Source organism: Pseudomonas sp. Irchel s3a18, from assembly GCF_900187535.1.
In the GTDB taxonomy this organism is placed as follows: domain Bacteria; phylum Pseudomonadota; class Gammaproteobacteria; order Pseudomonadales; family Pseudomonadaceae; genus Aquipseudomonas.
The window spans coordinates 62,275-88,234 of sequence record NZ_FYDV01000021.1; the positions used below are offsets into that span (position 1 = coordinate 62,275).

At 61.0% G+C, this 25,960-nt stretch carries 23 protein-coding genes, 1 tRNA gene and 1 rRNA gene; 14 read left to right on the forward strand and 11 right to left on the reverse strand.

The window, feature by feature from the left end; genetic code table 11:
• Positions 1-16: 16 nt before the first annotated feature.
• Positions 17-1,117: a redox-regulated ATPase YchF gene (ychF, locus tag CKW29_RS22425; RefSeq protein ID WP_095149133.1), complete on the forward strand. Its 1,101-nt coding sequence runs from the start codon at positions 17-19 to the stop codon at positions 1,115-1,117.
• A 104-nt stretch (positions 1,118-1,221) separates the two neighbouring features.
• Here ychF and CKW29_RS22430 read toward each other — a convergent pair whose 3' ends face one another.
• Positions 1,222-2,439, reverse strand: a complete 1,218-nt coding sequence (locus CKW29_RS22430) for an MFS transporter (RefSeq protein ID WP_095146723.1) — start codon at positions 2,437-2,439, stop codon at positions 1,222-1,224.
• A 272-nt stretch (positions 2,440-2,711) separates the two neighbouring features.
• Here CKW29_RS22430 and CKW29_RS22435 point away from each other — a divergent pair.
• A tRNA-Met gene (locus tag CKW29_RS22435) sits at positions 2,712-2,788 on the forward strand.
• Positions 2,789-2,898: 110 nt separating this feature from the next.
• Here the strand turns inward: CKW29_RS22435 and CKW29_RS22440 are convergent.
• Complete coding sequence (locus CKW29_RS22440; protein ID WP_095146724.1) at positions 2,899-4,002, reverse strand: DUF2817 domain-containing protein; 1,104 nt, start codon at positions 4,000-4,002, stop codon at positions 2,899-2,901.
• A gap of 179 nt (positions 4,003-4,181) precedes the next feature.
• Between CKW29_RS22440 and ggt the strand changes: the two genes are divergently transcribed.
• A complete protein-coding gene (gene ggt / locus CKW29_RS22445) occupies positions 4,182-6,014 on the forward strand; it encodes a gamma-glutamyltransferase (RefSeq protein WP_095149134.1) in 1,833 nt (610 codons plus the stop codon).
• Between the two features lie 258 nt (positions 6,015-6,272).
• Positions 6,273-7,085 carry a MerR family transcriptional regulator gene (locus CKW29_RS22450; RefSeq protein WP_095149135.1) on the forward strand — a complete coding sequence of 271 codons (813 nt, stop codon included), beginning with the start codon at positions 6,273-6,275 and terminating at the stop codon, positions 7,083-7,085.
• A 30-nt stretch (positions 7,086-7,115) separates the two neighbouring features.
• On the opposite strand, the gene CKW29_RS22455 is transcribed toward CKW29_RS22450, so the two are convergent.
• Positions 7,116-7,598, reverse strand: coding sequence for a GNAT family N-acetyltransferase (locus CKW29_RS22455; protein ID WP_095149136.1), 483 nt, complete (start codon positions 7,596-7,598; stop codon positions 7,116-7,118).
• 150 nt (positions 7,599-7,748) lie between these two features.
• Here CKW29_RS22455 and CKW29_RS22460 point away from each other — a divergent pair, with 150 nt between their 5' ends.
• The 3 genes from CKW29_RS22460 (at position 7,749) to CKW29_RS22470 (ending at position 9,613) form a co-directional block, all read left to right on the forward strand.
• Positions 7,749-8,558 (forward strand): AraC family transcriptional regulator, encoded by an 810-nt coding sequence (locus tag CKW29_RS22460; RefSeq protein WP_095149137.1) that lies wholly within the window; start codon positions 7,749-7,751, stop codon positions 8,556-8,558.
• Between the two features lie 76 nt (positions 8,559-8,634).
• Positions 8,635-9,003 carry a cupin domain-containing protein gene (locus tag CKW29_RS22465; protein WP_095146729.1) on the forward strand — a complete coding sequence of 123 codons (369 nt, stop codon included), beginning with the start codon at positions 8,635-8,637 and terminating at the stop codon, positions 9,001-9,003.
• A 94-nt stretch (positions 9,004-9,097) separates the two neighbouring features.
• Complete coding sequence (locus tag CKW29_RS22470) at positions 9,098-9,613, forward strand: RidA family protein (RefSeq protein ID WP_095149138.1); 516 nt, start codon at positions 9,098-9,100, stop codon at positions 9,611-9,613.
• Positions 9,614-9,619: 6 nt separating this feature from the next.
• On the opposite strand, the gene CKW29_RS22475 is transcribed toward CKW29_RS22470, so the two are convergent.
• A complete protein-coding gene (locus tag CKW29_RS22475) occupies positions 9,620-10,936 on the reverse strand; it encodes an MFS transporter (protein WP_095149143.1) in 1,317 nt (438 codons plus the stop codon).
• A 204-nt stretch (positions 10,937-11,140) separates the two neighbouring features.
• Between CKW29_RS22475 and CKW29_RS22480 the strand changes: the two genes are divergently transcribed.
• The 3 genes from CKW29_RS22480 (at position 11,141) to CKW29_RS22490 (ending at position 14,565) form a co-directional block, all read left to right on the forward strand.
• Entirely contained in the window at positions 11,141-12,559 is a 1,419-nt protein-coding gene (locus tag CKW29_RS22480) for a short-chain fatty acid transporter (protein ID WP_095149139.1), read from the forward strand.
• Between the two features lie 130 nt (positions 12,560-12,689).
• Entirely contained in the window at positions 12,690-13,862 is a 1,173-nt protein-coding gene (locus CKW29_RS22485; RefSeq protein WP_095149140.1) for a hypothetical protein, read from the forward strand.
• Positions 13,863-14,046: 184 nt separating this feature from the next.
• Positions 14,047-14,565 carry a lysine methyltransferase gene (locus CKW29_RS22490; protein WP_095149141.1) on the forward strand — a complete coding sequence of 173 codons (519 nt, stop codon included), beginning with the start codon at positions 14,047-14,049 and terminating at the stop codon, positions 14,563-14,565.
• An 18-nt stretch (positions 14,566-14,583) separates the two neighbouring features.
• On the opposite strand, the gene can is transcribed toward CKW29_RS22490, so the two are convergent.
• Positions 14,584-15,228 carry a carbonate dehydratase gene (gene can / locus CKW29_RS22495; RefSeq protein WP_095146734.1) on the reverse strand — a complete coding sequence of 215 codons (645 nt, stop codon included), beginning with the start codon at positions 15,226-15,228 and terminating at the stop codon, positions 14,584-14,586.
• Between the two features lie 156 nt (positions 15,229-15,384).
• On the opposite strand from can, the gene CKW29_RS22500 reads away from it, so the two are divergent.
• Complete coding sequence (locus CKW29_RS22500) at positions 15,385-15,774, forward strand: serine kinase/phosphatase (RefSeq protein ID WP_095146735.1); 390 nt, start codon at positions 15,385-15,387, stop codon at positions 15,772-15,774.
• Between the two features lie 39 nt (positions 15,775-15,813).
• Here CKW29_RS22500 and rimI read toward each other — a convergent pair whose 3' ends face one another.
• Together rimI and CKW29_RS22510 are read right to left on the reverse strand one after the other, a co-directional pair.
• On the reverse strand, positions 15,814-16,266 hold the full coding sequence (rimI, locus tag CKW29_RS22505) for a ribosomal protein S18-alanine N-acetyltransferase (protein WP_095146736.1): 453 nt from the start codon (positions 16,264-16,266) through the stop codon (positions 15,814-15,816).
• Positions 16,259-17,005 carry an energy transducer TonB gene (locus CKW29_RS22510; protein WP_095146737.1) on the reverse strand — a complete coding sequence of 249 codons (747 nt, stop codon included), beginning with the start codon at positions 17,003-17,005 and terminating at the stop codon, positions 16,259-16,261. The genes rimI and CKW29_RS22510 overlap by 8 nt, the downstream gene beginning before the upstream one ends.
• A gap of 216 nt (positions 17,006-17,221) precedes the next feature.
• Here CKW29_RS22510 and mksB point away from each other — a divergent pair, with 216 nt between their 5' ends.
• The 3 genes from mksB to mksF are packed head-to-tail and all read left to right on the forward strand — an operon-like array spanning position 17,222 to position 22,030.
• Positions 17,222-18,499 carry an Mks condensin complex protein MksB gene (mksB, locus tag CKW29_RS22515; protein WP_176465349.1) on the forward strand — a complete coding sequence of 426 codons (1,278 nt, stop codon included), beginning with the start codon at positions 17,222-17,224 and terminating at the stop codon, positions 18,497-18,499.
• Positions 18,489-19,193: an Mks condensin complex protein MksE gene (gene mksE, locus CKW29_RS22520; protein ID WP_095149142.1), complete on the forward strand. Its 705-nt coding sequence runs from the start codon at positions 18,489-18,491 to the stop codon at positions 19,191-19,193. The genes mksB and mksE overlap by 11 nt, the downstream gene beginning before the upstream one ends.
• Positions 19,190-22,030, forward strand: a complete 2,841-nt coding sequence (gene mksF / locus CKW29_RS22525; protein ID WP_095146740.1) for an Mks condensin complex protein MksF — start codon at positions 19,190-19,192, stop codon at positions 22,028-22,030. The genes mksE and mksF overlap by 4 nt, the downstream gene beginning before the upstream one ends.
• Before the next feature lie 115 nt (positions 22,031-22,145).
• On the opposite strand, the gene CKW29_RS22530 is transcribed toward mksF, so the two are convergent.
• The 4 genes from CKW29_RS22530 to rrf all read right to left on the reverse strand — a co-directional run.
• Complete coding sequence (locus CKW29_RS22530; protein WP_095146741.1) at positions 22,146-24,446, reverse strand: PqiB family protein; 2,301 nt, start codon at positions 24,444-24,446, stop codon at positions 22,146-22,148.
• Positions 24,439-25,062 (reverse strand): paraquat-inducible protein A, encoded by a 624-nt coding sequence (locus CKW29_RS22535; protein WP_095146742.1) that lies wholly within the window; start codon positions 25,060-25,062, stop codon positions 24,439-24,441. Before CKW29_RS22535 ends, CKW29_RS22530 begins: the two co-directional genes overlap by 8 nt.
• Positions 25,049-25,708: a paraquat-inducible protein A gene (locus CKW29_RS22540; protein WP_095146743.1), complete on the reverse strand. Its 660-nt coding sequence runs from the start codon at positions 25,706-25,708 to the stop codon at positions 25,049-25,051. Before CKW29_RS22540 ends, CKW29_RS22535 begins: the two co-directional genes overlap by 14 nt.
• A gap of 149 nt (positions 25,709-25,857) precedes the next feature.
• A 5S ribosomal RNA gene (gene rrf, locus CKW29_RS22545) occupies positions 25,858-25,960 on the reverse strand; the annotation flags it as partial.

The window sequence follows — 25,960 nt, forward strand, 5'->3', positions numbered from 1 at the left end:
TCCTCGGGGAAACACCATGGGATTCAATTGCGGCATCGTCGGCCTGCCTAACGTCGGCAAGTCCACCCTGTTCAACGCCCTGACCAAATCCGGTATCGCGGCCGAGAACTTCCCCTTCTGCACCATCGAGCCGAACAGCGGTATCGTGCCGATGCCGGATCCACGCCTGGACGCCCTGGCGGCCATCGTCAATCCAAAGCGCATCCTGCCGACCACCATGGAATTCGTCGATATCGCAGGCCTGGTTGCCGGCGCCTCGAAAGGTGAAGGCCTGGGCAACAAGTTCCTGGCCAACATCCGTGAAACCGATGCCATCGCCCACGTGGTCCGCTGCTTCGAAGACGATAACGTGATTCACGTCTCCAACAGCGTCGACCCGAAGCGCGACATCGAGATCATCGAGCTGGAACTGATCTTCGCCGACCTCGACAGCTGCGAGAAGCAACTGCAGAAAGTCACCCGCAACGCCAAGGGCGGTGACAAGGACGCAGTCGTCCAGAAAGGCCTGCTGGAGCAATTGATCGCTCACTTCACCGAAGGCAAGCCAGCGCGCAGCCTGATGAAGAACATGAGCAGCGACGAGAAAGCGGTTATCAAGGGCTTCCACCTGCTGACCACCAAGCCGGTGATGTACATCGCCAACGTTGCCGAAGACGGCTTCCACAACAACCCGCTGCTCGACGTGGTCATGGCCATTGCCGAAGAAGAAGGCGCGGTCGTGGTTCCGGTGTGCAACAAGATCGAAGCTGAAATCGCCGAGCTGGATGACGGTGAAGAGAAAGACATGTTCCTCGAGGCCCTGGGCCTTGAAGAGCCTGGCCTGAACCGCGTGATCCGCGCAGGCTACGAAATGCTCCACCTGCAGACCTACTTCACCGCCGGTGTCGAAGAAGTCCGCGCCTGGACCGTCCGCGTCGGTGCCACCGCACCACAAGCCGCTGGCGTGATCCACACCGACTTCGAAAAAGGCTTCATCCGCGCCGAAGTGATCGCCTACAACGACTTCATCCAGTACAAAGGCGAAGCCGGTACCAAGGAAGCCGGTAAATGGCGCCTGGAAGGCAAGGATTACATCGTCAAAGACGGCGACGTGATGCACTTCCGTTTCAACGTGTAAAACACCCATCCACGAAAAAGCCGCGTTTATTCGCGGCTTTTTTGTACCTGAAAATCCTCCCTGAGAGAGCGAGCCTGTTCGCTCCCTCAGGGATTGGCGTTGTATCAGGCCTTTTTGGTGCGAGGCAGAAAGATCGCCAACAGCCCGAACAACGGCAGGAACGAACACAAGAAGTACACGTATTCGATGCCATGGATGTCTGCAAGGTACCCCAACAGGGCCGCACCGATCCCGCCGAAACCGAACATCAGGCCGAAGAACACCCCGGCAATCATGCCGACATTACCCGGTACCAGTTCCTGGGCGTAGACCACGATGGCCGAGAACGCCGAGGCCAGGATGAAGCCGATCACCACGCTCAGGACGCTGGTCCAGAACAGGTCGACGTGAGGCATGAGCAGGGTGAACGGCGCAACACCAAGGATCGAGAACCAGATCACGGCCTTCCGCCCGATCTTGTCGCCAATCGGCCCACCGAAAAAGGTCCCCGCCGCTACCGCCCCGAGAAACAGGAACAGGTGCAATTGCGAACTGGCCACCGACAGGTCGAATTTCTCAATCAGGTAGAAGGTGAAATAACTGGTCAGGCTGGCCATGTAGAAGTACTTGGAGAACACCAGCAGCCCCAGGACCACCAACGCACTGATCACCCTGCCCTTCGACAGGCCGTGAGTCGCCGCCTGGCCCTGTTTGAGCTTGAACAGGCTCAAGTGATTGGCGTACCAGCGGCTGATGCCATACAGCACCACCAGCGCGAATACCGCGAACAGCCCGAACCAGGCCACATTACCCTGGCCGAACGGAATGATGATCGCCGCCGCCAGCAACGGCCCGAACGCTGAACCGGCGTTGCCACCGACCTGGAAGGTCGACTGCGCCAGACCGAAGCGCCCGCCCGAGGCCAGTCGCGCCACACGGGAAGCTTCCGGGTGAAAGGTCGAGGAGCCGATGCCGATCAGCCCCGCCGCCAGCAGGATCAACGGAAAACTGCCGACCTGAGACATCATCAGAATACCGATCAGGGTGCAGATCATGCCCATTGGCAGCAGATAGGGCTTGGGGTGGCGATCGGTGTAATAACCGACCCACGGCTGCAACAGCGAGGCGGTGAGCTGGAACGTCAAGGTAATCAGGCCGACCTGGGTGAAGGTCAGGCCATAATTGGCCTTGAGCATCGGATAGATCGACGGCAGCACGGACTGAATCAGGTCGTTGATCAAATGCGCCAGCGCCACCGCGCCGATGATGCGCATGACCAAGGGGCTGCTGTGTGAGGTTGCGGACGCGGCTGAAACGGCCGCTTGGGGGGGACTGGTTGCCATGAGAGTTTCCATACAGCGGATGGGAGCGCATTTGCCGGTGCGCCAATGTGCCATTTTTCACGGTAGCAGCGCCATCCCCTTAGCCTGCTAACGACTTTAAATAACGCGCACCTGTAGCAGGGCAAGCGATTACTCGGGACGGATTGGGCACAGCTAAAGCGCAAAACTCATGGTTTTTACGAGGTCGGAGGATAAGCGGTTGAAAGTGTAGAGAAATATTTTAGATTTATGCTTGACACATCGTCGTTCCAAGCCAATAATGCGCGCCACTTGGCTACATAGCTCAGTTGGTTAGAGCATAGCATTCATAATGCTGGGGTCCGGGGTTCAAGTCCCTGTGTAGCCACCAAGTACTAAAAACGGCTTACCGCAAGGTAGGCCGTTTTTTTATGCCCGCAGAAAAGTGCCTGCCCAATGGCCGGCACCGTACATTCGCGGTGCTGGCCATCGACGACTCTCCTAAAGCGTCGGCAAGGCGGACAACGCCTTCTCCCAGATTTGCCGCGTGCGGACCCAGACCATTTCCTGCCAGTCAGGGTCCGCCGGATAAAACTGCTCCAGCAGATCGAGCTTGATCCGATGCCCTGCTGCGTCACACGGGTCGCCGTGCAAGTGCAGCCAGTGATCGTCACGCAGGTGTTCATGCACCGCCTCCCCCGGGTAGGTTCCGCACTCGATGACAAAGGGCATCAAGCGCACCTGCGGCAAGGCATCGAGCAGCGCCTGGGAGGTGTAGCCAGTGGCGCTGGCGGCGATCCCTGTTTCGCTGTGGCTGCGCGCGCCCGTCTGCACGGTGTAGAGCCACGGACCATAGAGGGCCTGCGCCTCCTGCAACGCCGGATAGGCGGCCTGGGTGACGGTCAGCAACATCGGATGCCCATACTCGCCGGCACCGGTATGCAGGTCGAAGCACAGGGCGACTTCGGCCCGGGAAAGATGCGCCGCGATAATCTGGTGCAAGGTGCGATTCGACCAACTCGGTGCCCGCCCGCCGTAAAACAGGCCATCGGGATGGCTGTACTGGCCCCCTTCGACAATCGCCATCACCGCCGGCCAGCCCTGCTCGCCCAGTTGGGCGGCCAGCAAGGCATCGGCACGATCACGCTCCGGCCCCCGCAACGGGTCGAACGCGTAGATCGCGTGCAGCGCCGCATAGGCCCGGTTGTCCGGTAGCAGTGAGTCGAAGTTCAGGTGATTGCGGTTCAGGTCGATGTTGTCTTCGTTGACTCGACGCAGCCATGCGGTGCCCCACGGGTTGATCAAATGGATCATCACCACCGCGACATCGTCCGGCAGCGAGCGCTTGCCCAGCGCCTGGAGCCATTTGCTCTGGCAATCCGAGCCATAGAAGCCTTCCACACCGTGCGTGCCGCTCAAGGCCACCAGAAGGCGTTTGGCACCGGGGTCGCCAAGCACCGCAACGTCAGTGCTCAAGGCCTCACCGAACGGCCCCTTGAGCGGGTGCGGGTACTCGGTCAACCGGGCGCCGGCGGCCGTCGCTGCCGCGAGGAAACGTTCACGCTGGGCACGGTAGCCTGGCTGATCTGGAAACTCGGTCTGCATGTCGGCCTCTTGTTGTTCTGGATGAAGGTCCCGCGTCCTCGACCCTACAGAAAATGCGCCCGCTGATGAAGGACAAAAGCCACCTTCCCTGTTCCAGCGTGCAGCAACCCGGCGTTGCAGCTGACTCTTCACGCCGATACAGTCCCCCCGAATCTTTTATCCAACGGACGGAGTGCCCCGTGTTTCCAGCCTTCCCCTTGAGCCGCTATCGCCTCTGCGCCCTGTCGCTCATCGCCTGCGCCCTGACCCTCGCCGCCTGCAACGCCCCACCGGTCAGCTCCCTGCCCACCGCGCCCGAGGTGGCGTCGGGGTATCGCACCGACCTGCAGACTCAATACGCCGGCAAACACATGGCCGCGGCCGCCAACCCGCTGGCCGCCGCAGCCGGGCGTGAGATGCTGCGCCAGGGTGGCTCGGCCATCGACGCGGCGATTGCCATGCAAGCGGTGTTGACGCTGGTAGAGCCGCAATCCTCGGGGATCGGTGGCGGTGCGTTGATCGTGCTGTGGGATGGCAAGGCCGTGCGCACCTACGACGGCCGCGAAACCGCACCGGCCGGCGCCAACGAAAAACTCTTCCTGCAAGCCGACGGTAAACCGATGCCATTCCCTCAGGCGCAGATTGGCGGACGCTCGGTCGGCACACCGGGGGTGTTGCGCGCGCTGGAACTGGCCCATCAGAAACACGGCCGCCTGCCTTGGGCAAAGCTATTCGAGCCGGCCATCGCGCTGGCTGAACAGGGCTTTGCGATCTCGCCACGCCTGCACACGATGATCGCTTCCGATCCGTTCCTGCCGCGCTCACCCGACATGGCCGCGTACTTCCTCAATGCCGATGGCAGCCCGAAAGCCGTCGGCACCCTGCTGAAGAACCCGGCGCTGGCCAAGGTGCTCACGCGCATCGCCGCAGAAGGCCCGAACGCGCTGTATCAAGGTCCTGTGGCCGAGGAAATCGTGGCCAGGGTTCAGGGCCACGCCAACCCCGGCAGCCTGTCGCTCAATGACCTCAAGGGCTACAGCGCCAAGGAGCGCGCGCCGCTGTGCACCGACTACAAGCGCTGGCAGGTGTGTGGCATGCCGCCTCCGTCCTCGGGCGGGATTGCCGTGGCACAGATCCTCGGCACCTTGCAGGCCCTGGAGACCCGCGACAAGCGCTTCGCCCTGGCGCCTCTCAAACCGCTCAAGACCCACCAGCCGGCCGGCCTCGAGCCGGCACCTGACGCCGTGCACCTGATCGCCGAAGCCGAGCGCCTGGCCTACGCCGACCGTGCGCTGTACATCGCTGATGCAGACTTCGTCCCGGTGCCGGTCGCCGGCCTGGTCTCCCCCACCTACCTGGCCAGTCGCGCAACGCTGATCGGTGAGCGCAGCATGGGCAGTGCCAAGCCGGGCACACCGCCGGGCGTCCAACTGGCCTATGCGCCAGATCGCTCGCCACTGCGCATCTCCACCTCGCAAGTGGTGGCCGTGGACGATCTGGGCGGCGCCGTGTCCATGACCACCACGGTTGAGGCGGCGTTCGGCTCACACCTGATGGTGCAGGGCTTCATGCTGAACAATCAGATGACCGACTTCTCGTTCATCCCCGAAGAAAACGGCCAGCCGGTGGCCAACCGCATCGAACCCGGCAAACGCCCACGCTCATCCATGGCGCCGACACTGATCTTCGATCGCCAGAGCGGAGAACTGCTCGCCACCGTCGGCTCGCCCGGCGGCTCGCAAATCATCGAATACGTCGCCAAGTCGGTGGTCGGCATGCTCGACTGGAACCTCGACCCGCAAGCGGCCATCAGCCTGCCGAACTTCGGCAGCCGCAATGGCCCCACCGAACTGGAAAAAGGCCAGTTCAGCCCGACGCTGATCCAGGCGCTCAAGAATAAAGGGCACGCGGTGAACGAAATCGACATGACCAGTGGGACCCAGGCCATCGTCCGGGTGCGTGATGCACAGGGCAACGCCTCATGGGCCGGCGGGGCCGATCCACGGCGCGAGGGAGCAGCGTTGGGGGATTGATCGGGCGTGCGACCAAAGCATGAGCACGCTCAGTCAAACACGGGGCTGTGGCGAGCGAGCAAGCTTGCTCGCGCTGGGCTGCATAGCAGCCCTGATACCGGCCACCGCGACTATTCAGATAGTACGCGATGGCCGGATCGCGACCGCTTCGCGGCCGAGCGGGAGCAAGTGCCCCCTGTGACTTAGCCACATCACAGGCTTGAGCTTTACCCTAGGACAAGGAATAGGCTGGTTCCAGCAGCCAAAAAAGGAGGTTACATGCTGACCATCGGCCAAATGGCCCGCACTCACGGGCTCACCACCAAGACCCTGCGCCACTACGACAGCATCGGTCTGTTCGCCCCCGCACTGACCGGGCGCGACAACGGCTATCGCTACTACCGCCCCGAGCAGATCATCACCCTGGGGCGTATCGTCTGGCTCAAGCAGTTGGGCATGGCGCTGGAAGATATCCGCATGCTGGTCGACAACGGCAGCCTGGACAGCGTCATCAGCCTGCGCGAGTCCCTGCAAACGCATGCCCGCACACTGCAAAGTGCGATTGCCCGCGATCAGCAGGTGCTCGACCGCCTCACCCGCTATCTGGCGCAACCGGAACGCAGCCTGCCGGCACCGCAGACGCCCGAGCGAATCCTTTATCCCGCCCTGCGCATCATGGGCATGAGCTGGCAACAGCAGGACGAAGGCAGCATTGCGCAGATGTGGGAGCGGTTCTTTCCACGGGAAGAGGAGATCGACCGATTGCAGGATCCGGTCGGCACCTTTGGCGTCTGCCAGCCGCTGGACGACGGTCAATGGCGCTATGTCGCAGGCTTGCCAGTGAGTGCCGATGCACCGCTGGTGCCGGGCATGGTGGAGCTGCAGATTCCAGCTCGGCACTACGCCCGGGTCGAGCACCACGGCAGCGTCACCACCCTGCCGGAGACCTTCCGCGCGGCTTACAGCGAATGGCTGCCGGCCGCGGGCATGGCGCCCGACGAGGGGGTGGAGTTCGAATACAGCGGTGAGCGGTTTCTTGGGCCGATGCACCCGGACAGCGTGACCGAGTTGTACATCCCGCTGAAAAACTGACGACCAGCGCAGCCTTTGCAGGCTGCGCCCTCATCCTGACGCAGCAAGACGCAGATGAATCAGCGCCAGCCGCTGGCCCTGCCTGTCCTGACGTTCTTCGATCGAAAACGGTGTGAACCCGAGCTTGGGATAGAGCAACAAGCCGGCCACATTGGTGTTGAAGCAGGACAACGTCACCTCGCCCGCCTGGTGCCGGGTCCGGGCAATGGCGATCATGTGCTCGATCAACTGCGCACCGATCCCCTGCCCCCTGGCCTGCGGATCGACAATCACATTGCCGAGGGTGCAGGTGCCGCCGTTTTCCCAGCGATAGAAGTTGGCAAACCCCACCACGACGCCATCCCGCTCGATCACCGTGGAGTCCGAGCGCTTGTCGATCGAACCCTGCAGTTGCGCTGGGGTAAGCGGCCAGGTCGCGGCGGGAAAGAAAAAGAACTGCTCCGTCCGGTCACGGGCAAAACTGCAAATACGCGGGATGTCCTGCTCGTTTACCGCTCGAAAACTGATGCTCATGTTCGGGTCTCCTTGTCCCTTGGGGGCTCAACCATCCCCATAGCTTTTACTCGACCTTCAGTCCATCGATCAACCGGGAATCCGGCTGACAGCCAACCTGCGCCTGAGCTAACGTGTCCGTCATCGCCAACCCGGCCACGAAGACTTCCCATGGGCAAGCCAAACCTCCTCACCGACTGGTTCCATCGCGCGCCAAAAACGGGTGGCGTGGAGCGTATCGAGGCCTTTTTCTCGGGGCATGGCTACGACCTTCACCGCCACGACACCTATGCCATTGGCCGTACCCTGTCCGGCGTACAAAGCTTCCAGTATCGCGGTGGCTGGCGGCACAACCTGCCGGGCGCAACCATGGTGTTGCACCCGGATGAAGTCCACGATGGCGAAGCCGGCACCGAAGATGGTTTCAAGTACCGGATGCTGTACGTCGAACCGGCGCTGATCCAGCAGATGCTCGGCGGCCAGCCGCTGCCGTTCATCAAGACCGGCATTTCCAATGATCCGCGCCTGTTCGCCGCGACCGGTGTGTTGCTGCAAAGCCTGGACCGCACGCTCGATCCACTGGAGCAACAGGACGCGCTGTTCGACCTGGCCCAGGCCATGAGCGCGGTATCTGGCGTCCCAGCCCGTCGCCAGCACTTCGACTATGTAGCGGCCGAGCGCGCTCGTGAGTTCATGCACAGTGCCCTGGACCAGGCCGTGACCCTGGACCAACTGGCCGAACACAGCGGGCGCGATCGCTGGGGCCTGTCGCGGGACTTTCGCTTGCTGTTCGGCACCAGCCCCTACCGCTACCTGACCATGCGCCGCCTGGACCTGGTGCGCTCGCTGCTGATCTCGGGCGAGTCACTGACCCAGGCGGCACTGATCGCAGGCTTCAGCGATCAAAGCCACATGACCCGGCAATTCGGCAAAGCCTACGGCCTGTCGCCCGCGCGCTGGATGAAAATGCACCGTCCCTGAGCGACGCACAATCGTGCAAGAAGTACCCGGCCACGCTCGCTAGTGTCGAGCTGAATAAACCGATGAGTGCCTGGCCATGAAGTCCTATCAAAGCCTGAATTTCGCCAACAAGCTGCAGCAGATCAACGAGCATTGGTCGCCACGGGTCATCGCCGAAATGAACGACTATCAGTTCAAGGTGGTGAAACTGCTGGGGGATTTCATCTGGCATGATCATCAGGATACCGACGAGACCTTCATCGTCCTTGAGGGGCAGCTACGCATCGACTTTCGCGATGGCCAGGTGCTGGTGTCCGCCGGCGAAATGTACGTCGTGCCCAAGGGCGTCGAGCACAAGCCCTTTGCCGAACAGGAAGTCAGGCTGCTGCTGATCGAGCCCAAGGGCGTGCTCAATACCGGCCATGAAGGTGGCGAGCGCACGGCGCTGAATGATCAGTGGATCTGAAGTACGACACTGAGAATTTCGTCTCTGGCTTTGCGGGCAGAATCAACGCGCTATAGTCCGCTCGGCACCACCGTCTATCACAGGAGAGTCACGCATGGATCAATCACGCGCAGCGTTGTTCGATGGCATCGCCCACCAACTGGGCCATCGTTTTGATGGTGAACTACGGATTGGCGGCAACTACGTGCCCGCCGTACAGCAGGGCGATCAGGTCTACGTCAGCGGGCAAATCCCGCGTATCGACAATACGGTGATGGTGGTAGGACGGGTCGGCGCCGAAGTGTCCCTGGAGCAGGGCCGACACGCCGCCAGGATTTGCACGATGCGCGCCCTGGCCATCCTCGCGCAGCGGCTCGGCGACCTGGATGCCATCCAGAAGGTATTGCGCATCAACGTCTACGTACGTAGCGCCGAAGACTTCACCCAACAAAGTGAAGTGGCCGACGGCGCCTCAGAAGTGCTCTACGGGATCTTTGCCGACGCCGGCGTGCATACGCGCACCTCGGTCGGCGTGTACCAGTTGCCCAAGGGCGCCGCGGTCGAAGTCGACATGATTGTCGCGCTCAAGCCTGCAGCGGCGCCGGTTGACGAAGACGACATCTGCGATTGAGAGGCCTCAAGGGCAACAGGTCGCGCCAGGCTGTAGGGCGACCTGTGGCAAACGCGAGCCGAAGAACAGCGCCGCGCTCATGCCCACCACCCCCATCACCGCGCAGAACATCACGCAAATCCAAGGGCTCCAGGGCATCAGGCCAATCAGCAACAACGGCGTGATGCTGGCCCAGATCGCATAGGCGATGTTGTACGTGAACGAAATCCCCGAGACCCGGATTCGTGCCGGAAACAGATTGACCATTACCGACGGTACCGCGCCCACCACCCCGCAACTCAAGCCGGCAATGGCATACGCCAGGCCGATCCACTGCGCACCACCGATCAGGCTGGTGTAGAGCACGCCAATCCCCAGCGGCAGCAACAGGCTATAGAGCATTACGGTGCGCCAAGCGCCGATTCGGTCGACGATAACCCCGGCAATCACGCAACCGATGTTCAAGAACACGATACCCAGGCTGCTCAGGGCAAAGGTATGGCTGGCGGTCATGCCGAAGGTCTTCTGCATCATGGTCGGGGTGATGACCACAAAGGTCACCACCGCCGAGGTCAGCACGCAGGTCAGGATCACCGCTGGCAGCATCGCCATCCGATGCTCACGCAGCACGGTGCGCAACGGTAACTCGGTGTGCCGTTCGCGACTGGCGTGCATGGCCATGAACACCGGGGTTTCATTGAGCCAGCGGCGCAACCACACACCAATCACACCGAACACCCCGCCCAGCAGAAACGGATAGCGCCAGGCGTGATCGAGAATTTCCGCCGGGCTGAAGACCTGCGCCAGCAAGGTCGCGGTCAATGCACCGATCAAGTAGCCGAACGTCAACCCTGCCTGCAAGAAGCCCAGGGCATAACCCCGATGACCGACGGGAGCATGCTCGGCCACGAACACCCAGGCACTCGGCACTTCACCGCCCACTGCGGCCCCCTGGAACACCCGCAGCAGCAGTAACAGCAAGGGCGCGAAATAGCCGATCTGGGCATAGGTCGGCATGATCCCGATCAGCAGGCACGGCAACGCCATCATCAGGATGCTCAGGCTGAACACCTTCTTGCGCCCCAGTCGATCGGCGAAATGCGCCATCAGAATCCCGCCCAGGGGCCGCGCCAGGTAGCCGGTGACAAAAATCCCGAAGCTTTGCAGCAGGCGCAGCCACTCCGGCATTTCCGGCGGGAAGAACAGCTGGCTGAGGGTCAAGGCGAAAAATACGAAAATGATGAAGTCGTAGATTTCCAGCGCTCCGCCGAGCGCCGCCAGGCCCAGGGTCTTGTAGTCGGACCGGGAAAACGGCGCGGGACGAGTGACAGGGATGGCAGTCATGAACAGGCTCGAAAAATAGACAAAAAACACGGCGCCCATGGTCTACGCAAACGCGCTCCCGGACAACCCGTTAGACCATAGTCCTAGATGTGCAAAAACAGCACCGCAAAAACACCTTGATTCAATTACTGTTGCCGGCTGACCGAAAAGGCCCCCGAGGCCCTGCTGGCACCCCAATAAACATAAGAAAATCGAGGTATTTGCGTGTCTACCGATATCGAAGACAGCCGCTCCGCCCGCTTTGCCCTTCGCTGCTCGAACTTTGCCGAACGCTGGTTTCCCGACTCCTGGGTCTTCGCTGCACTCGCGGTGATCATCGTCGCTGTCGCCACCATGGCCATGGGCGCCAAGCCCACCGATGCCGCCATGGCCTTCGGCGACGGCTTCTGGAGCCTGATCCCGTTCACCATGCAAATGGCCTTTGTAGTGATTGGCGGTTATGTGGTCGCCAGTTCGCCACCGGCGGTGAAACTGATCGATCGCCTGGCTCGCCTGCCGAAAAATGGCCGCTCGGCCGTGGCCTGGGTCGCGCTGATTTCCATGGTCGCGTCCCTGCTGAACTGGGGACTGTCGCTGGTGTTTGGTGGTTTGCTGGTACGCGCGCTGGCCCGGCGCACCGAGTTGCGCATGGATTACCGTGCCGCCGGTGCCGCCGCTTACCTGGGGCTCGGGGCGGTCTGGGCGCTGGGGCTGTCTTCGTCGGCGGCCCAGTTACAGGCCAACCCGGCCAGCTTGCCGCCTTCGATCCTGTCGATCACTGGCGTCATTCCATTCACCGAGACGATTTTCCTCTGGCAGTCCGGCGTCCTGTTGCTGGCGCTGGTCGTGGTCTCGTTGGTGGTCGCCTACGCCACCGCCCCCGGCCCGAACTCTGCCCGTGACGCCAAAGACTGCGGCGTCGATCCCAGCTTCAGCCTGCCGGCGCTGGCCCCTCGCTCCCGCCCCGGCGAATGGCTGGAATACAGCCCGCTGCTGACCATTTTGCTGGTGCTGCTGGCGGCCGGCTGGTTGTTTCATGAATTTTCGACGAAACCGGCGATCAGCGCGATCTCGGGGCTCAATACCTACAATTTCCTGTTTCTGATGCTCGGGGCGCTGCTGCACTGGCGTCCGCGCAGCTTCCTCGACGCCGTGGCCCGTGCGGTGCCCACCACCACCGGTGTGATGATCCAGTTCCCGCTGTACGGTTCCATCGCCGCGTTGATGACCGTGGTCAAAGGCACTGATGGCCAGTCTCTGGCGCACCATATCTCGAGCTTTTTCGTCAGCTTCGCCTCCCACGACACGTACGCGGTGCTGATGGGCGTGTATTCGGCCATTCTCGGCTTCTTCATTCCATCCGGGGGTGGCAAATGGATCATTGAAGCGCCGTACGTGATGCAGGTCGCCAACGACCTGGAGTACCACCTGGGCTGGGCCGTGCAGATCTACAACGCCGCCGAAGCGCTGCCCAACCTGATCAACCCGTTCTACATGCTGCCGCTGCTCGGTGTACTGGGATTGAAGGCGCGGGATTTGATCGGGTTTTCATTCGTGCAATTGCTGGTACACACGCCACTGGTGCTGTTTCTGCTGTGGGTGCTGGGGACAACGCTCCAGTATGTAGCGCCGGTGATGCCTTAGTCCGAGGCCGCGCAAGGGTGGCGCACGTAACAGGTGCAGGGTTTCAGACTGATACTGGACCTTGCGCTATCAATCGTTTCAGTATGTCTTACTCCCCGTTTCCGGGGCCAACGCTGAAAAGGATCTGAGCATGTTCAAACTCCCTGGATTGAGCCTCACCCTCGCCGCCCTTGCCTTGAGTACCACCGCCCTCGCCGATACCCAGCTGAAACTGGGCAGCACCGAGCGGGTCACGCGGTTGTTCGCCTACCCCAACAACTGCAATGTGATCTGCTATCGCAACTGGACGCTGGAACAAACAGTCGAGCACTACCTGACCCAAAGCGTTCGGCGCGATGGCTACGCCAGTGCAACAGTCAGGGTAAGAACCGACAAGCAGCAGCTCGTCGCTGATATCAGCGGCGTACCCAAGGGCTATGCAAAACCGCTGAGGGCATTACTCGATGCCGGGGACCTGGCCCACAATGGCGCCAACAAACTCAATGCCGACGGAAAGTGGGCGTACAGCTGGTACCTGTTCCTGCCCTTGGGCATGGCACTGGAAAACCGCAAGAGCGTCGAGTTGCTGCACTTCCCCCCGGACTATTCGCTGACTCAGGCCCAGGACTACCTGGAGTCGAAGACCACTGACCGCTGGGCAACGCTGTTGACCGTCAATGGCATTGCCGCCGAACAAACACCGGCCTACCAGACCATCATCGATATCGCGCCGATTGCGGCCCCTTCCAATGCCGGCAAGGACCTTGAAGGCGTCTACGGTTACTTCAAGGACTACCAGACCACCATGGTCAGGCAATTCAGCCAGACCGCCAGCGGCGTGACCTTGCCGATGGTCGCGTTCGGCGCACCGGTGCGTAACTGGATCAAGGAACAGTATGGGCCGACCGTGGCCGTACTGGGCCTGGCACACATCAACCCGACCCCAAGCGTGACGGTGCCGGTGCTGGGCTCCAACCATCCCAGCTATATCTGGTACGCCGCCGACCCCGAGAACTATGACGGCGATCAGGCCAAGGCTGATGCAGTGGGCTTGAAAGTGATGGGCCAGGACTTGAGCGCCGCATGCTGGCAGGCCGGCATGGGCAGCAAACCGTCCAGTGACCCGAGCGCACAGCTCAAATCCTGCACACAAAACTGGCAGGTGGCCCAGAAAGTGAAGACCTGCGAGCTGTTCTATACCTCAATCCGCGGGCTGACACCTGAACAGGCCACAGCCAAATGCTCGGCCCCGGACATCAAACCCCAACTCGAGCAGCTCCGGGCACCGTTGCCTGCGCTTGCGCTGGCGACCCCTCAACTTTAAACCTGCTTGCCGGCTTGCTGCGTAAGCCTTCACTGACGCAGCAAGCAGGCACTCTCTCCTGTCAATACTGACAGTAGACCTGCGATTTCATTTGCGAGACGCTTGGTTAGTACCCCAGGGGCTGCAGGGCTGACAGGATGGCCCGTCGACAGTAGTCGCAGCGCTGACCAGACAAGGATCTGTCATGAAAACCCAGGCCACGGCTCGGCCACACCCGAGTACCTGTATTTACCCCTATGAAACGCTCAGTACGAATCAGGGCTATCCATCCCTGGCCGACTTCGAAGTCGTCGGCAGCAATGATCCTCCCCCTTCGGGCATCAGGGCCCAGCGCCATTACCAGCGCATCACGCGAATGTGCCGCGTCTCCGGCCAGCTGATACATACCCGGCAATTGCATACCGTTCAGTTGGTTCCAGGCATTCATGTCTACGACCCGGACTTCTGCGGGCGGCTATCACACTCATGCGACCCCAATGTTTTTCTCGACATGAGTGAACTGTGGTTATGGGCGTTGCACGACATCAAGCCGGGCATCTGGCTGTGCATGGACTACACCAGCACCGAAGACAAACTGCTGCGCCAGTTCGCCTGTCGGTGTGGCTCGCCGGAATGCCGAGGCTGGATCACCGGCTACGATGAACCGCCAAACGCCGAAGGTCGGCTGTTTCTGCAACACTGGCATCGGCACGGCCCCCAATGAGCAGGGGGCCGGGGTCTTTTACACCGCGCCAACCGGGCGCAGGCGGTACTGCGGCGGCAATTGCTCGAAACCGCTGATGGTCGCGTTCAGGCTTTTCCAGCGACCGTCCTTGATGCCGTAGATGCAACCATGAACCGACAGGCTCTGCCCGCGATGCCAGGCATTCTGGACAATGCTGGTATGACCGACGTTGGCCACTTGCTGGATGACATTGAGCTCGCAGAGACGGTCGACCCGCTCTTCTTCGGTCGGCAGCTGGCCAAGGGCTTCGCGATGCTCGTAGTACAGGTCACGGATCGAGCGCAGCCAGCCGTCGATCAGGCCCAGCTGGCGATCCTGCATCGAGGCGCGCACGCCGCCACAGCCGTAGTGGCCGGTCACCAGGATGTGTTTGACCTTGAGCACGTCGACTGCGTACTGGATCACCGACAGGCAGTTGAGGTCGGTGTGCAGCACCACGTTGGCAACGTTACGGTGGACGAAGAGATCACCCGGCAACATGCCGACGATTTCGTTGGCCGGCACCCGTGCATCGGAGCAGCCGATCCACAAGTATTCAGGCGTCTGCTGTCGGGCCAGCTTGGCGAAAAAGTCAGGATCTTCCTGCTTGATCGCATCGGCCCAACGCTCGTTGTTATCAATCAGATCTTGTAATTCGTTCATGCTCTGAAGCCTCAAGAATGGTGCGCTGATTTGACAGACAAGCGTCCGCCCGGGTCACGCAGGTGATGCAGATAACCTCAGGTACAGGCTGTACGGGAATCTTCCCACCCGGTACCTGTCCACACTATAAGTAGATACGCAGTATGAGGCGTTGCCATGACCGAATCACGACGTCCGTTCAATTCGGTGCAACCGGAACCCATCGACGACAACGAAGATCGCATGGGTTCGATGCGCGAGCTGGACTTCAATGAAAAGCCATCCAGGGCAAAAATCGGTGATACCGAACCGCAACCCGAGCGTCAACGGCGACCCGCCGGCGAAGCACCGACAGGGACGACAGATGAGGAGCATGACGCCACCGACGATGACCTGAGCCCGGAAACCCTGATTCGCGAAGACGGTGCCCGCGACGCACAGGAAGCCGATGAAAGCTTCAGCCCCGACTGGGACCTGAGTATTGTCAATGAAGCCGACATCGGGGGTGGCAAAGGCCTGGATGAAGCCGAACTGGCGCAGCGCGATCCGCTCGACCGCAAGCGCTGATCCCCTGGCGAGGGCCCTCGCGCCCTCGCGGGGCTCGCCTTAATCCACCAACGTACAGGCCATGACGACAGCATCTTCACGCCCGCCTACCGCCGGATAGTAATCACGACGGCGGCCGACTTCGTTAAAACCATAACGCTCGTACAGGCGGAAGGCGGCGCGATTGCTGTCGCGCACTTCCAGGAAACACTCCCGGGCCTCGGCGGCGTAGGCGCGGGACATCAGGTGCTCCAGCAGCATCAGGCCCAGGCCGCGCCCCTGATTTTCAGGCTTGACCGTGATATTGAGCAGGTGTGCCTCATCCAGGATGATTTGCACCACCCCGTGGCCCACCTGTTGTTGCCCCTCGAACATCAGCCAGATCTGGTACTTGCCCAGGCCATCGAGAAAAATCCCACGGGTCCAGGGATGACTGAACGCCGCGTATTCGATCCTCAGTACAGCGTCCAGATCCGCTTCGGTCATCGGGCGGAACGATACAGCATCACTCATTTGATTCTTTCCAACGCGCCATCAGCCGACGCATGGCTTGCCAGACTTCAGCCTTACGCTGTGGCTCTTCCATTAATAACTCCAGGCCAGGCAGCGCCCAGACCGACCCCAGGCCTTCGACCTGAAGTTCACGGTTGTAGCTTTCGGCATTGGTCTCACCGGCAAAACGCACCGCCGGCAGGCCGATCAACCACAGGCACACGCAGGGAGCGTCTTCCAGACGAGCCGACAAGAAGCCCTGAACAAAGTCGCGAGCCGCTTCCGGCCCTTGATCCAGGGTGCCGCGGGCCAGCAGCGGCCAGCGCACCGGCTCACCGACAATTTGCGGACTGTCCGGCAGTCCGGCGGCGCGCAGCATGTCCTTGAGCAGCAAATAGGCCGGATCCCGGCTCTGGAACGCCTCGCCTGTGGGTAACTCCACCAACAGCAGGCAGCGGCCGGCACGCAGTAATTGCAGGGCGAAACGCGGCGGCGGGACCTGTGGGGCCTTGGCCGCCACTGGTGCGGCGTCAGCCTCCTCGACCGGTTTGCTTGCCGGGCGTGCCACTGTGGGTGTCGGGCGCGGCACCTCAATCTTGACCCGTTCAGCCGGCCTGGCCAGCGGCTCTGCAACGGTATTCGCCACCGGAGCCTGTGCAACCGGCGCTTCGACCAAAGGTTCCAGCGCTTGCAGCAGCTCGGGCCGCGACGGGGCAGCAAAGGGCAATTCGGTGCGCGGCAGCCAGCTGACCACCTGCATGGCGGTCAGATAAGCGCGACGGCGGGACTCGATAAGCAAAGGTCGGCCACTTGTGGATAACTGAGGTACGGGATTCTACCGCCCTTCGCTGAAGATCGCCCGCTGTTGATCAATAGAAAAACGACTGTCCGTCCCGTCAATCCCGCGAGGGTGATGCCCATCGCACGCGATGCAGTACAATCGCTGCTTTTAATCGCCAACCAGCCGGCCAATCCAATGATCGAACCCAAGCGCGTCTTGCGCGCCCTCGCCGAACACTGGGCACTTCTGGAGCCGCTGTGCGAGCATTTCGACCAAGGCACACTGAGCCTCAACGAACTGCGCTTACAGCTGGCCGCCCAGCAACTGGACAGCACGCCACAGGACATTACCAGCCTGCTGGACGTGTGGATCCGCCTCGATATTCTGGTTCCGGTGGCCAAAAGCCCGAACCGTTTTGAACTGAACGCGCAGATCCACGACTTCCTCGCCTACCTGCGCCGTGAGCACCGCTTGGGCCTGTGCCTGGAAATCGAAGCCTACCTGCGGCACCTGGAGCGGCTGGCCGGCTACATTCAAGACGCCTTCGACATCCGTGACGGCAACGACCTGGCGCGCCAGTTGCGTTTGCTCGACATGCGCGTGCGTGACGTGCTGAAAAAGCTCGCCAACGATGAACAGGCCCTGGTGGCCGTCGCCGAGCGGGCCAAGACCAGCGACCGGCAGATCCCGCTGCGCCAGCGCTATGCCGAGGTACTGGCGACCTGGGACGAATACGTCGAGCCGATGATCCAGCTGGTAAACGCCGACGGCGCCTTCGAACAGGGGGTGCGCAAGGTCGAAAACGTGCTGTTGCGCATGCTCACCGAGCAGCAACGCCTTGGTCATCTGGTCGACGATGACATGCTGCTGCGTACCCATGCGCGGATTCTGGAAATGCAGACCAGCGCCCAGCTGACCTTGCGTCACGCTCGCGAACTGCTGCTGCCGTTGCGTGAAGAGGCCCGTCGGCACAATGCCGTGACCCGTGGCGCGGCGCTGGCCTTGTCGATGATCCGCCGCAAGGGCATCGACGCCGTACCGCAAGCCGCCATGCCGATGTTCACCCGGCCGCAAAGCACCTTCCTGGGCAGTGCCAGCCAGGTCGAGGCCTACGTGTATGCCCTGGCGCGTTTCGAGCCGAAACCGGCGCGCTTTCCCAAGGCCCACAAGACACAGAAAGGCGAAGCCCCGCGTGCCCCGCGTACCGTTCGGGAAATGCTCGAACGCTGCGAAGGCGCGCTGCCGATGCCGGACCTGATGACCTGGCTGCTGGAGCAGGAACCGGACGGCGCAACCGACGAGTTGCTGTACTGGTTCTCCCGCCTGTCACGGGACAAGCGCTTCCAGCGCGAACGCCTGGAACGTCGCGACTACCATACTCACGAGCACCAGGTCAGCCTGCGCTCCTTCGCCCTGCTCTCGGCAGGCACAGACGCCACCGAGAATTCCGCGAGCACTCCTCATGCATCTTGATCTTTGTGAACTGTCTCAGTTGGCCCCCATCTTTCGCGAACTGTTCAAGGGTTACCACGTCAGCCGCCGTGATCCCGAGCTGTATGCCCAGCTGTCGAACTTCCAGGACCAATACCGCACCTTGTTCAAGGCCCTGGGCTTCGAGCTGGTGTGCGACACCCGTGGTTTCTACTACTTTGTGCCGGATCTCGCCGCCGCGGCGGTGAACAAGACCGCCCAGCGCCTGGCGTTGTTCACCTTCATCCTGGTCGAGCACCTGGCCGACCAGGGGCGTGACCCGATTGCCGTCCTTGATGGCGGCAGCCTCGGTCGCGACGAGCTGCCGTCGTTGCTGGAAAAGTACCGTGACCTGTTCATCCAGGCCGAAGTGCAAACCCAGGAAGAGCTGGAAGAAAAAATCATGCGCCGCATGACCCAGCTGGGTTTCGCCAACGAAGAGAACGGCATCTACCGCTTTCTGCCCCCCATGCACCGTTTCCTCGACGTTTGCCTGTCGGTCCAGCAGGACCGCGACCTGGCGGCCAGCCTGCACAGCGTGCTGCCATTGCCGGCTCCGGTGCTGATCGACGACGACAGTGATGAAAAACTGCTGCAAACCGATGATCCGCTGGACCTGAGCGAATTCGAAGGTGAGGAAAGCGACGAAGACGCCCTCGCCCGCGCCATTGCCGAAGAACAGGAAATCGACGCATGAGCAAGGAACGTTACGGCATTCGCCGCTTTGCCCTTCTGAACACCGCCGGCTACAGCCTCGGCCTGTTCCCGCTGGAAGAGCCGCTGTCGGTCTACGGCGCGAACAACCTCGGCAAGTCCGCTTCTATCAACGCCTTGCAGTTCCCGATTCTGGCGCGCATGTCGGACATGAGTTTCGGCAAGTACAGCCTGGAACAATCGCGGCGTTTCTACTTTGCCTCCGACACCAGCTACATCCTGGTGGAGGTCTCGCTGCCTCACGGCCCCCATGTGATCGGCGTGGTCGGGCGCGGCCCGGGCGGTGGTTTCGGTCACCAGTTCTTTGCCTACGCCGGCAAACTGGACCTGGCCCACTACCAGAAGAACGACACCTGCCTGCGCCAGAAAGAGTTGTTCACCAACCTTGAGCGCGAGGGGCTCAAAGCCTACGAGCTCAAGCCGGACGAACTGCGTCGCCTGCTAGTGGGTGGTCACACCTCGATTCCACTGGACCTGACGCTGATCCCACTGCGCTCCACCAGCGAACAGAGCCTCAAGACCTTCCGCGCGCTGTTCATCAACCTGCTGCACATGCGCGAAATCACCGCGGCCAAGCTCAAGCAACTGTTCCTCGATGCCTTTGAGCACAGCCTGCGTTCCGGCAGCGTCGATTACATTGCCGCGTGCGAAGAAGCCTTCCGCGATGTACGTCGCATGGAGCAGGACTACAACTCGCTGGTCACCGCCGGTCCCTTGGTCGAAGCCCTCGCGTCAGGCGTTACCCAGCGCAATATCCTGCGTGGCAAACTGCACCGCATCTCGCCGCTGCTGGACTCCCTGCTCGGCACCTGGTCGGACTACGCCAGCGCACGCAAGGAAGAGCTGACGATCCAGGCCGAGCACTATCGCAATGAGCAGGACGCGCTGCAGAACGATCAGCGTGGCGGCACTCAGGAGCTGATGCGCCTGGAGCGTGAGATCACTGGCATCCAGCGCTGGCTTGGCGAGTTGTCGGTCCTCAAGCATCGCTTCGCGTTGGTGGATGACGTCAAACTGCTTGAACAGCAATTGTTGGCCGCCAAGGATGCCCACGACGAACTGGCCGGTGCGCTGGCGCAATCGCGCCAGTTCAGCGCCGAAGACCTTGATGAGCGTCTGCGGGATCTGGAAAAGCGCCTGAAGTCGGTCAAGCAGCAACTCGACCACGCCGACAACAACAGCTACGCCCGCCTGCGTGAAGAGTTCTCGCAACAGGACGTCGAACGCTTGATGCGCCTGTTCAACAGTGCATTGTTCAGCTTGCCGCTGGGCGAACATGGCATCGCGCTGGACGAAGACGGTCAGTGGGTCAAATCCATGGAGCTGATCCTGGATGGCTTCAAAGGCGAACGCTTCGAAGTCCCGGGCCTTTCCATCGACCTGTCGCACATTGAGCCGCCGGCCTTGCAAGCGCTGGCTGACCGCGCCGCGCTACGTGATCAGAAAGAGCGCCTGGACAAAGAACTCAAGCAACTGAAGACCCAGCAAGCGGTTGCGGCCGACCGCGCCGCGAGCAAGACCCAGACCGAAGCGCTGTACCAGCAGGTACTGGATGCGCAGAAAGCCCTGGAGGACTTCCGTCGCACCCAAACCCTGAGTGCCGAAGAAGGTGACAAGCTGGAACAGTTGGCACAGATGGAAGCCGCGCAGGACGAACTCAAGCGCTCCAGCGACGCCTTCACCGAACGCGTCCAGCAACTGTCGGCCAAGCTGCAACTGGTCGGCCGGCAGATCGGCGACATGGAAGCCAAGCAGCGCACCCTCGACGACGCCCTTCGCCGCCGTCAGTTGCTGCCCGCCGACCTGCCGTTCGGCACGCCGTTCATGGATCCTGTCGACGACTCCATGGATAACCTGTTGCCGCTACTCAATGACTATCAGGACAGCTGGCAGGGTTTGCAGCGGGCTGACGGCCAGATCGATGCGCTGTACGCCCAGGTGCGCCTCAAGGGCGTGGCCAAGTTCGACAGCGAAGACGACATGGAGCGTCGCCTGCAACTGCTGATCAACGCTTACGCACACCGCACCGACGAAGCCCTGACCCTGGGCAAGGCGCGTCGCGCGGCGGTCACCGACATTGCGCGCACCCTGCGCAACATCCGCAGCGACTACGACAGCCTTGAGCACCAACTGGCCCTGTTCAACCGCGAGATCAACAAGCGTCAGGTCTCCAACCTGCAAAGCTTCCGCATCGTGCTGGCACCGAACAAGGAAGCCCTCAAGCATATCGACCAGATCATCCACAGCGCCGGTCAATATGAAGAAGGCGAAACCCTGTCGGTGTTCGACCTGAGCCAAAGCGCCGAGCAGGACAACAAAAACGAAGAAGCCAAGGAATACCTGGCGCGCCTGGTGGCGGCGAACCACAACCAACTCGGCCTCAAGGACCTGTTCGAGCTCGCGTTCGAGATCACCAAGGTCAACGGCCAGCCCGTGATTCACACCGACATCGATGGCGCGGCCTCCAACGGCACCACCATGACCATCAAGGCGCTGACCAACATGTACTTGTTGCTGCACTTGATGGACCGTGACCTGGCCGGACGGGTGCGCTTGCCGTACTACCTCGACGAGGCCGCCGACATTGACGAGAAGAACCAGGCGGCTCTGCTGGAAACCAGCCTGCAACTGGGCTTCGTGCCGATTCTGGCCAGTGTGAAACCACAGGTCTGCGCCAGTGTGGCCATCGACCTGGAAGGCGGCAGTGGGCCGAACGGCATCTACATTGATGAGGAGGACTGGAAGTTCATCCGCCGCCATGACGAGGTGAAAACCACCGTCAAGGTCGAGGCGGACGAGCCCGAGCTGGATGCGGTCTGACTTGCTTTAACCGGCTCCAATGAAAAGGCCGCGATCCCATGGATCGCGGCCTTTTTTGTGGGCATCGCTCAGCCTTCTATGAAGGCGACCTCACCGACGCCCAACGGCCTCCAGACTACTTGCCCAGAGGAATCTTCGGCGCCCAGACCAGCCACTCGTCTTCGAACTTGTCGAACAACGGGAAGGTCTGCTGCGCTCGCGCAGGGTTGCCCATGCGTTCCCCATCCGGTGTGGCGAAGGCAATACCGCCCTGAATCAGGGTTTCCAGCGATTCGGTGCGTACCGTCGCGCCCTTGAACAGGCTGTAGTCCAGGCCAAAACCACTGCTGTTCCAGAAGCGCGTGCCGCTACGCACCAGAGGCGCGTACTTGGGCTCGATCAGGATATGAATCAGCACCCGATCCGCGGTTTGACCCAGCTCGTAGCCAGTCACCTTGCCGACCGTGATTTCCCGGTAAGTCACTGGCACACCGGTCTTCAGCGAACCACGGCGAGCAGCGCTCAACACCAGGCTCAAGCCCGCTTCCTGGGCCACGGCTTCAGGAGGCTGGGGCAGCGCTACGAAGTCCTTCTGCGGACCGAGACTCTTCGCGGCGGGTTGAACCTCGATGTACTGCCCGGTCACCAGAGTTTCCAGATTGGAAGTCTTGATCAGCCCAAGCTCCGGCTTGACCACCCAGAACTGGCTGCCGACCCGGGCAATGCGTTCCGGCACTTCGGTGATGCGCGCGGTGAGCAGCACGGACTGCATGTCATCGCTGAGATCAACATCTTCGACCTTGCCGACATCCAGCCCTTTATAGCGAATCGGCGTACCGGTGCGCAGACCGTCTGCACGATCGAGCTTGATCGTGACCACGGCACCTTTCTGAGTCGCCTCTTCATGGTTGGCGAACAGACGGAAACGCGGGATACGCTTTTGCAGGGGGGCCTTGGCTTCCGGTGTATCGAAGGCAATACCGCCAGCCATCAGGCTCTGCAGGGACTCGCTTTTGACTTGAATCCCGTTGAGGCCACCGGTCAGGGTGATGCCGCTGGCATTCCAGAATCGCGTCGAGGCGTTGACCAGTTCTTCGTACTCTTTTTCGATGTGTACGCCGATGACCAGTTGCTTCTTGGTCCGCGAGAACTGATAACTCTGTACCGAACCAACCTTGACCTGCTTGTAGAGAATCGGACTGCCGACCTCCAGCGACCCCAGGTTTTCAGTGAACAGCACCAGGTGCAAGCCCGGTGCGCGCAGGTCCAACGGCGGCGCCTTTGGCCGAGCCTCGAAATCGCGCTTGGGGGCACTGCCCTTGTCGCCAGGCCGCACGGCGATGTAGTTACCTTTGACCAAGGCCTCCAGTCCGGTGATACCGGCCAGCGAAATCGACGGTTTGACCACCCAGAACTGAGTGCCTTCGACCAGGTAATCCTCGGCCAGTGGGTCAAGGGTCAACTCGGCAGTGGCACTGGACAGGTCGGAATCGACCTTGAGCGCCTTGAGGTTACCGACCTGAATCCCTTTGTACATGACCGGTGTACGGCCGGCTTGCAGGCCCTCGAAATCGCCCAGTTTCACTTTCACGCGAATACCGGCCTGAGCGGCATCGAAGTCTTCAAAGAGACGGAACGGCAGGCTCGGGTCCGTCGGCGGGCTGTCTTTGCGGGTTTCCGGTGTGGCGAAGGCGATACCGCCGGCAACGAGGCTGGCAAGCGACTCACTGCGAATTTTCACACCCGACAGGTTGGCATCGATACTGACCCCGCTGGCATTCCAGAAACGCGTATGTTTGCGCACCAGGCTGGCGTAAGTCGGCTCGATATACACTTTGATCTCGACGGTGTTCTGATCTTCGGACAGCAGGTAGCTCTTCACCTGACCGACCTGGATCTGCTTGTAGAACACCGGGCTGCCGCGGTTCAGGGAACCCAGTCGATCAGCCTTGATGGTCAGGTGCAAACCCGGCTTTGAATCGGAAAGCGGTGGCTCCTGCGCCAGGGCCTTGAACCTGCGAGTCGGTTCCCCCTCCCCGGGACTGATGGCGACGTAGTTACCCGATACCAGGGTTTCCAGACCGGTGATCCCGGCCATAGTCACGCTCGGTTTGACCAGCCAGAAGCGCGTGCTGGTCTTGAGGTACTGCCCTACATCCTTGTTCATCTCAATGGTGGCAATCACCCCGCGGCTTTTGCCGGCATCATCAAGAGTCAGGCTTTTGACCTTGCCGACCGACATGCCCTTGTAAACGACCTCGGTCTTGTTGGCCTGAATGCCTTCACCGCTTTCAAAACGGACCTGTACCTCTATCCCGGTCTCGTTGTAGGCACGCCAGCCCAACCATCCGCCAATCACCAAGGCGATCAGGGGCAACACCCAGATGGCCGACCAGTTGGAAGCCGGTCGGGTTTTAGCTTTAGGCAAATCAGTCATGGTCGTCGTCCGACTCCGTGTTATCCCAAATCAGTCGGGGATCAAAAGTTACTGCAGCAAGCATTGTCAGAATCACCACACTGGCGAAGGCCACCGCACCGAAGTTTGCCTCGATAGTGGCGAGCCGACCAAAGTTGACTACCGCCACCAGAATGGCGATGACGAAAATATCCAGCATTGACCATCGGCCAATGAACTCGATAAAGCGGTACATCACAATGCGTTGCCGGGCGGATAAAGGCTGGCGGCGCTGCACCGAAAACAGCAATAGGGCGATACCGACCAACTTGAAGGTCGGCACCAGGATACTGGCGATGAACACCACGGCAGCGATGGGCAACATCCCATGCTGAACGAGAGCGATCACACCGGACATGATCGTATCCCCCTGACCCTGCCCTAACGCGCTGACCGTCATGATCGGCAACACATTTGCGGGGATATAGAGAATGGCGGCCGTGATCAACAACGCCCAGGTACGTGCCAGACTGTCTGGCCGGCGAGCATGAACCAACGCACCGCAACGCGTGCATGTCTGCTCGTCGGTGCCCGGCTCCTGCTTGTTCAGTTGATGGCACTCAGCACAAATCAGAATGCCCGCATCAATCGCCCGCATGAGCATCCTCCCCTGACAGCGCTTCCCAAATCTGATGGGGCGACATCACCACCTCTAGCCAGACCTGGGTCAACAACAAACTGATAAAGCACACCAGGCCAACGCCTATCGTGATCGAGGCGAGGTCGGCCAGCTTGACGATGGCCACCAGCACGCCCATCAAATAGACCTCAAGCATCCCCCAGTCGCGCATATGGTGATAAATGCGATAGAGCAACAGGCCGTAGCTGCGTCCGGTATCAAAACGAATACTGAGCAACACCGACAACTGACAGAGCAGCTTGAGCAACGGGATTCCCATGCCGCACAGGAATACCACCACTGCCACACCTTGCATGCCCGTGTCGAACAGGCCAAGGACACTACTCCAGACCGTGTCGTGCGACGACTGTCCGAGCAAATGGAGTTCCATGATGGGTAAAAAGTTCGCCGGAACGAACAGCAGCAACGCAGCGATCACCAGGGCGAGGCTACGCTCCACGACATTGTGCCGATGCGCATAGAGTTCATAACCGCAGCGCGGGCACAGGGCTTTCTCGTCATGGGCAAGTGGCGGCTTGTGCATCAGCAAGTCGCACTCATGGCACGCCACCAAGTTCTCCAGCGGTAAATCTGACAGCCCGGAGGCGTCAACCGGATCTGGCATAAAGGGCTCTTGCTCTGAAAATAAGGGTTCTATTCTAGTGTTCTGGCTCAGAAATAACTGAGCAATTTTGTCTCAATCCTGAAATGTACATTTCTACGGACAAAACAAAACCCCTACCTGCATACGCAGATAGGGGTTTCGGAATTTAATCTTGACGATGACCTACTCTCACATGGGGAAACCCCACACTACCATCGGCGATGCATCGTTTCACTGCTGAGTTCGGGATGGGATCAGGTGGTTCCAATGCTC

Bases quoted from the DNA above. Each gene is read 5' to 3' on its own strand.
- ychF (WP_095149133.1), top strand. From the start codon at position 17: ATGGGATTCAATTGCGGCATCGTCGGCCTGCCTAACGTCGGCAAGTCC.
- CKW29_RS22430 (WP_095146723.1), bottom strand. From the start codon at position 2,439: ATGGCAACCAGTCCCCCCCAAGCGGCCGTTTCAGCCGCGTCCGCAACC.
- CKW29_RS22440 (WP_095146724.1), bottom strand. From the start codon at position 4,002: ATGCAGACCGAGTTTCCAGATCAGCCAGGCTACCGTGCCCAGCGTGAA.
- CKW29_RS22450 (WP_095149135.1), top strand. From the start codon at position 6,273: ATGCTGACCATCGGCCAAATGGCCCGCACTCACGGGCTCACCACCAAG.
- CKW29_RS22455 (WP_095149136.1), bottom strand. From the start codon at position 7,598: ATGAGCATCAGTTTTCGAGCGGTAAACGAGCAGGACATCCCGCGTATT.
- CKW29_RS22460 (WP_095149137.1), top strand. From the start codon at position 7,749: ATGGGCAAGCCAAACCTCCTCACCGACTGGTTCCATCGCGCGCCAAAA.
- CKW29_RS22465 (WP_095146729.1), top strand. From the start codon at position 8,635: ATGAAGTCCTATCAAAGCCTGAATTTCGCCAACAAGCTGCAGCAGATC.
- CKW29_RS22470 (WP_095149138.1), top strand. From the start codon at position 9,098: ATGGATCAATCACGCGCAGCGTTGTTCGATGGCATCGCCCACCAACTG.
- CKW29_RS22475 (WP_095149143.1), bottom strand. From the start codon at position 10,936: ATGACTGCCATCCCTGTCACTCGTCCCGCGCCGTTTTCCCGGTCCGAC.
- CKW29_RS22485 (WP_095149140.1), top strand. From the start codon at position 12,690: ATGTTCAAACTCCCTGGATTGAGCCTCACCCTCGCCGCCCTTGCCTTG.
- CKW29_RS22490 (WP_095149141.1), top strand. From the start codon at position 14,047: ATGAAAACCCAGGCCACGGCTCGGCCACACCCGAGTACCTGTATTTAC.
- can (WP_095146734.1), bottom strand. From the start codon at position 15,228: ATGAACGAATTACAAGATCTGATTGATAACAACGAGCGTTGGGCCGAT.
- CKW29_RS22500 (WP_095146735.1), top strand. From the start codon at position 15,385: ATGACCGAATCACGACGTCCGTTCAATTCGGTGCAACCGGAACCCATC.
- rimI (WP_095146736.1), bottom strand. From the start codon at position 16,266: ATGAGTGATGCTGTATCGTTCCGCCCGATGACCGAAGCGGATCTGGAC.
- CKW29_RS22510 (WP_095146737.1), bottom strand. From the start codon at position 17,005: ATGCAGGTGGTCAGCTGGCTGCCGCGCACCGAATTGCCCTTTGCTGCC.
- mksB (WP_176465349.1), top strand. From the start codon at position 17,222: ATGATCGAACCCAAGCGCGTCTTGCGCGCCCTCGCCGAACACTGGGCA.
- mksE (WP_095149142.1), top strand. From the start codon at position 18,489: ATGCATCTTGATCTTTGTGAACTGTCTCAGTTGGCCCCCATCTTTCGC.
- mksF (WP_095146740.1), top strand. From the start codon at position 19,190: ATGAGCAAGGAACGTTACGGCATTCGCCGCTTTGCCCTTCTGAACACC.
- CKW29_RS22530 (WP_095146741.1), bottom strand. From the start codon at position 24,446: ATGACTGATTTGCCTAAAGCTAAAACCCGACCGGCTTCCAACTGGTCG.
- CKW29_RS22535 (WP_095146742.1), bottom strand. From the start codon at position 25,062: ATGCGGGCGATTGATGCGGGCATTCTGATTTGTGCTGAGTGCCATCAA.
- CKW29_RS22540 (WP_095146743.1), bottom strand. From the start codon at position 25,708: ATGCCAGATCCGGTTGACGCCTCCGGGCTGTCAGATTTACCGCTGGAG.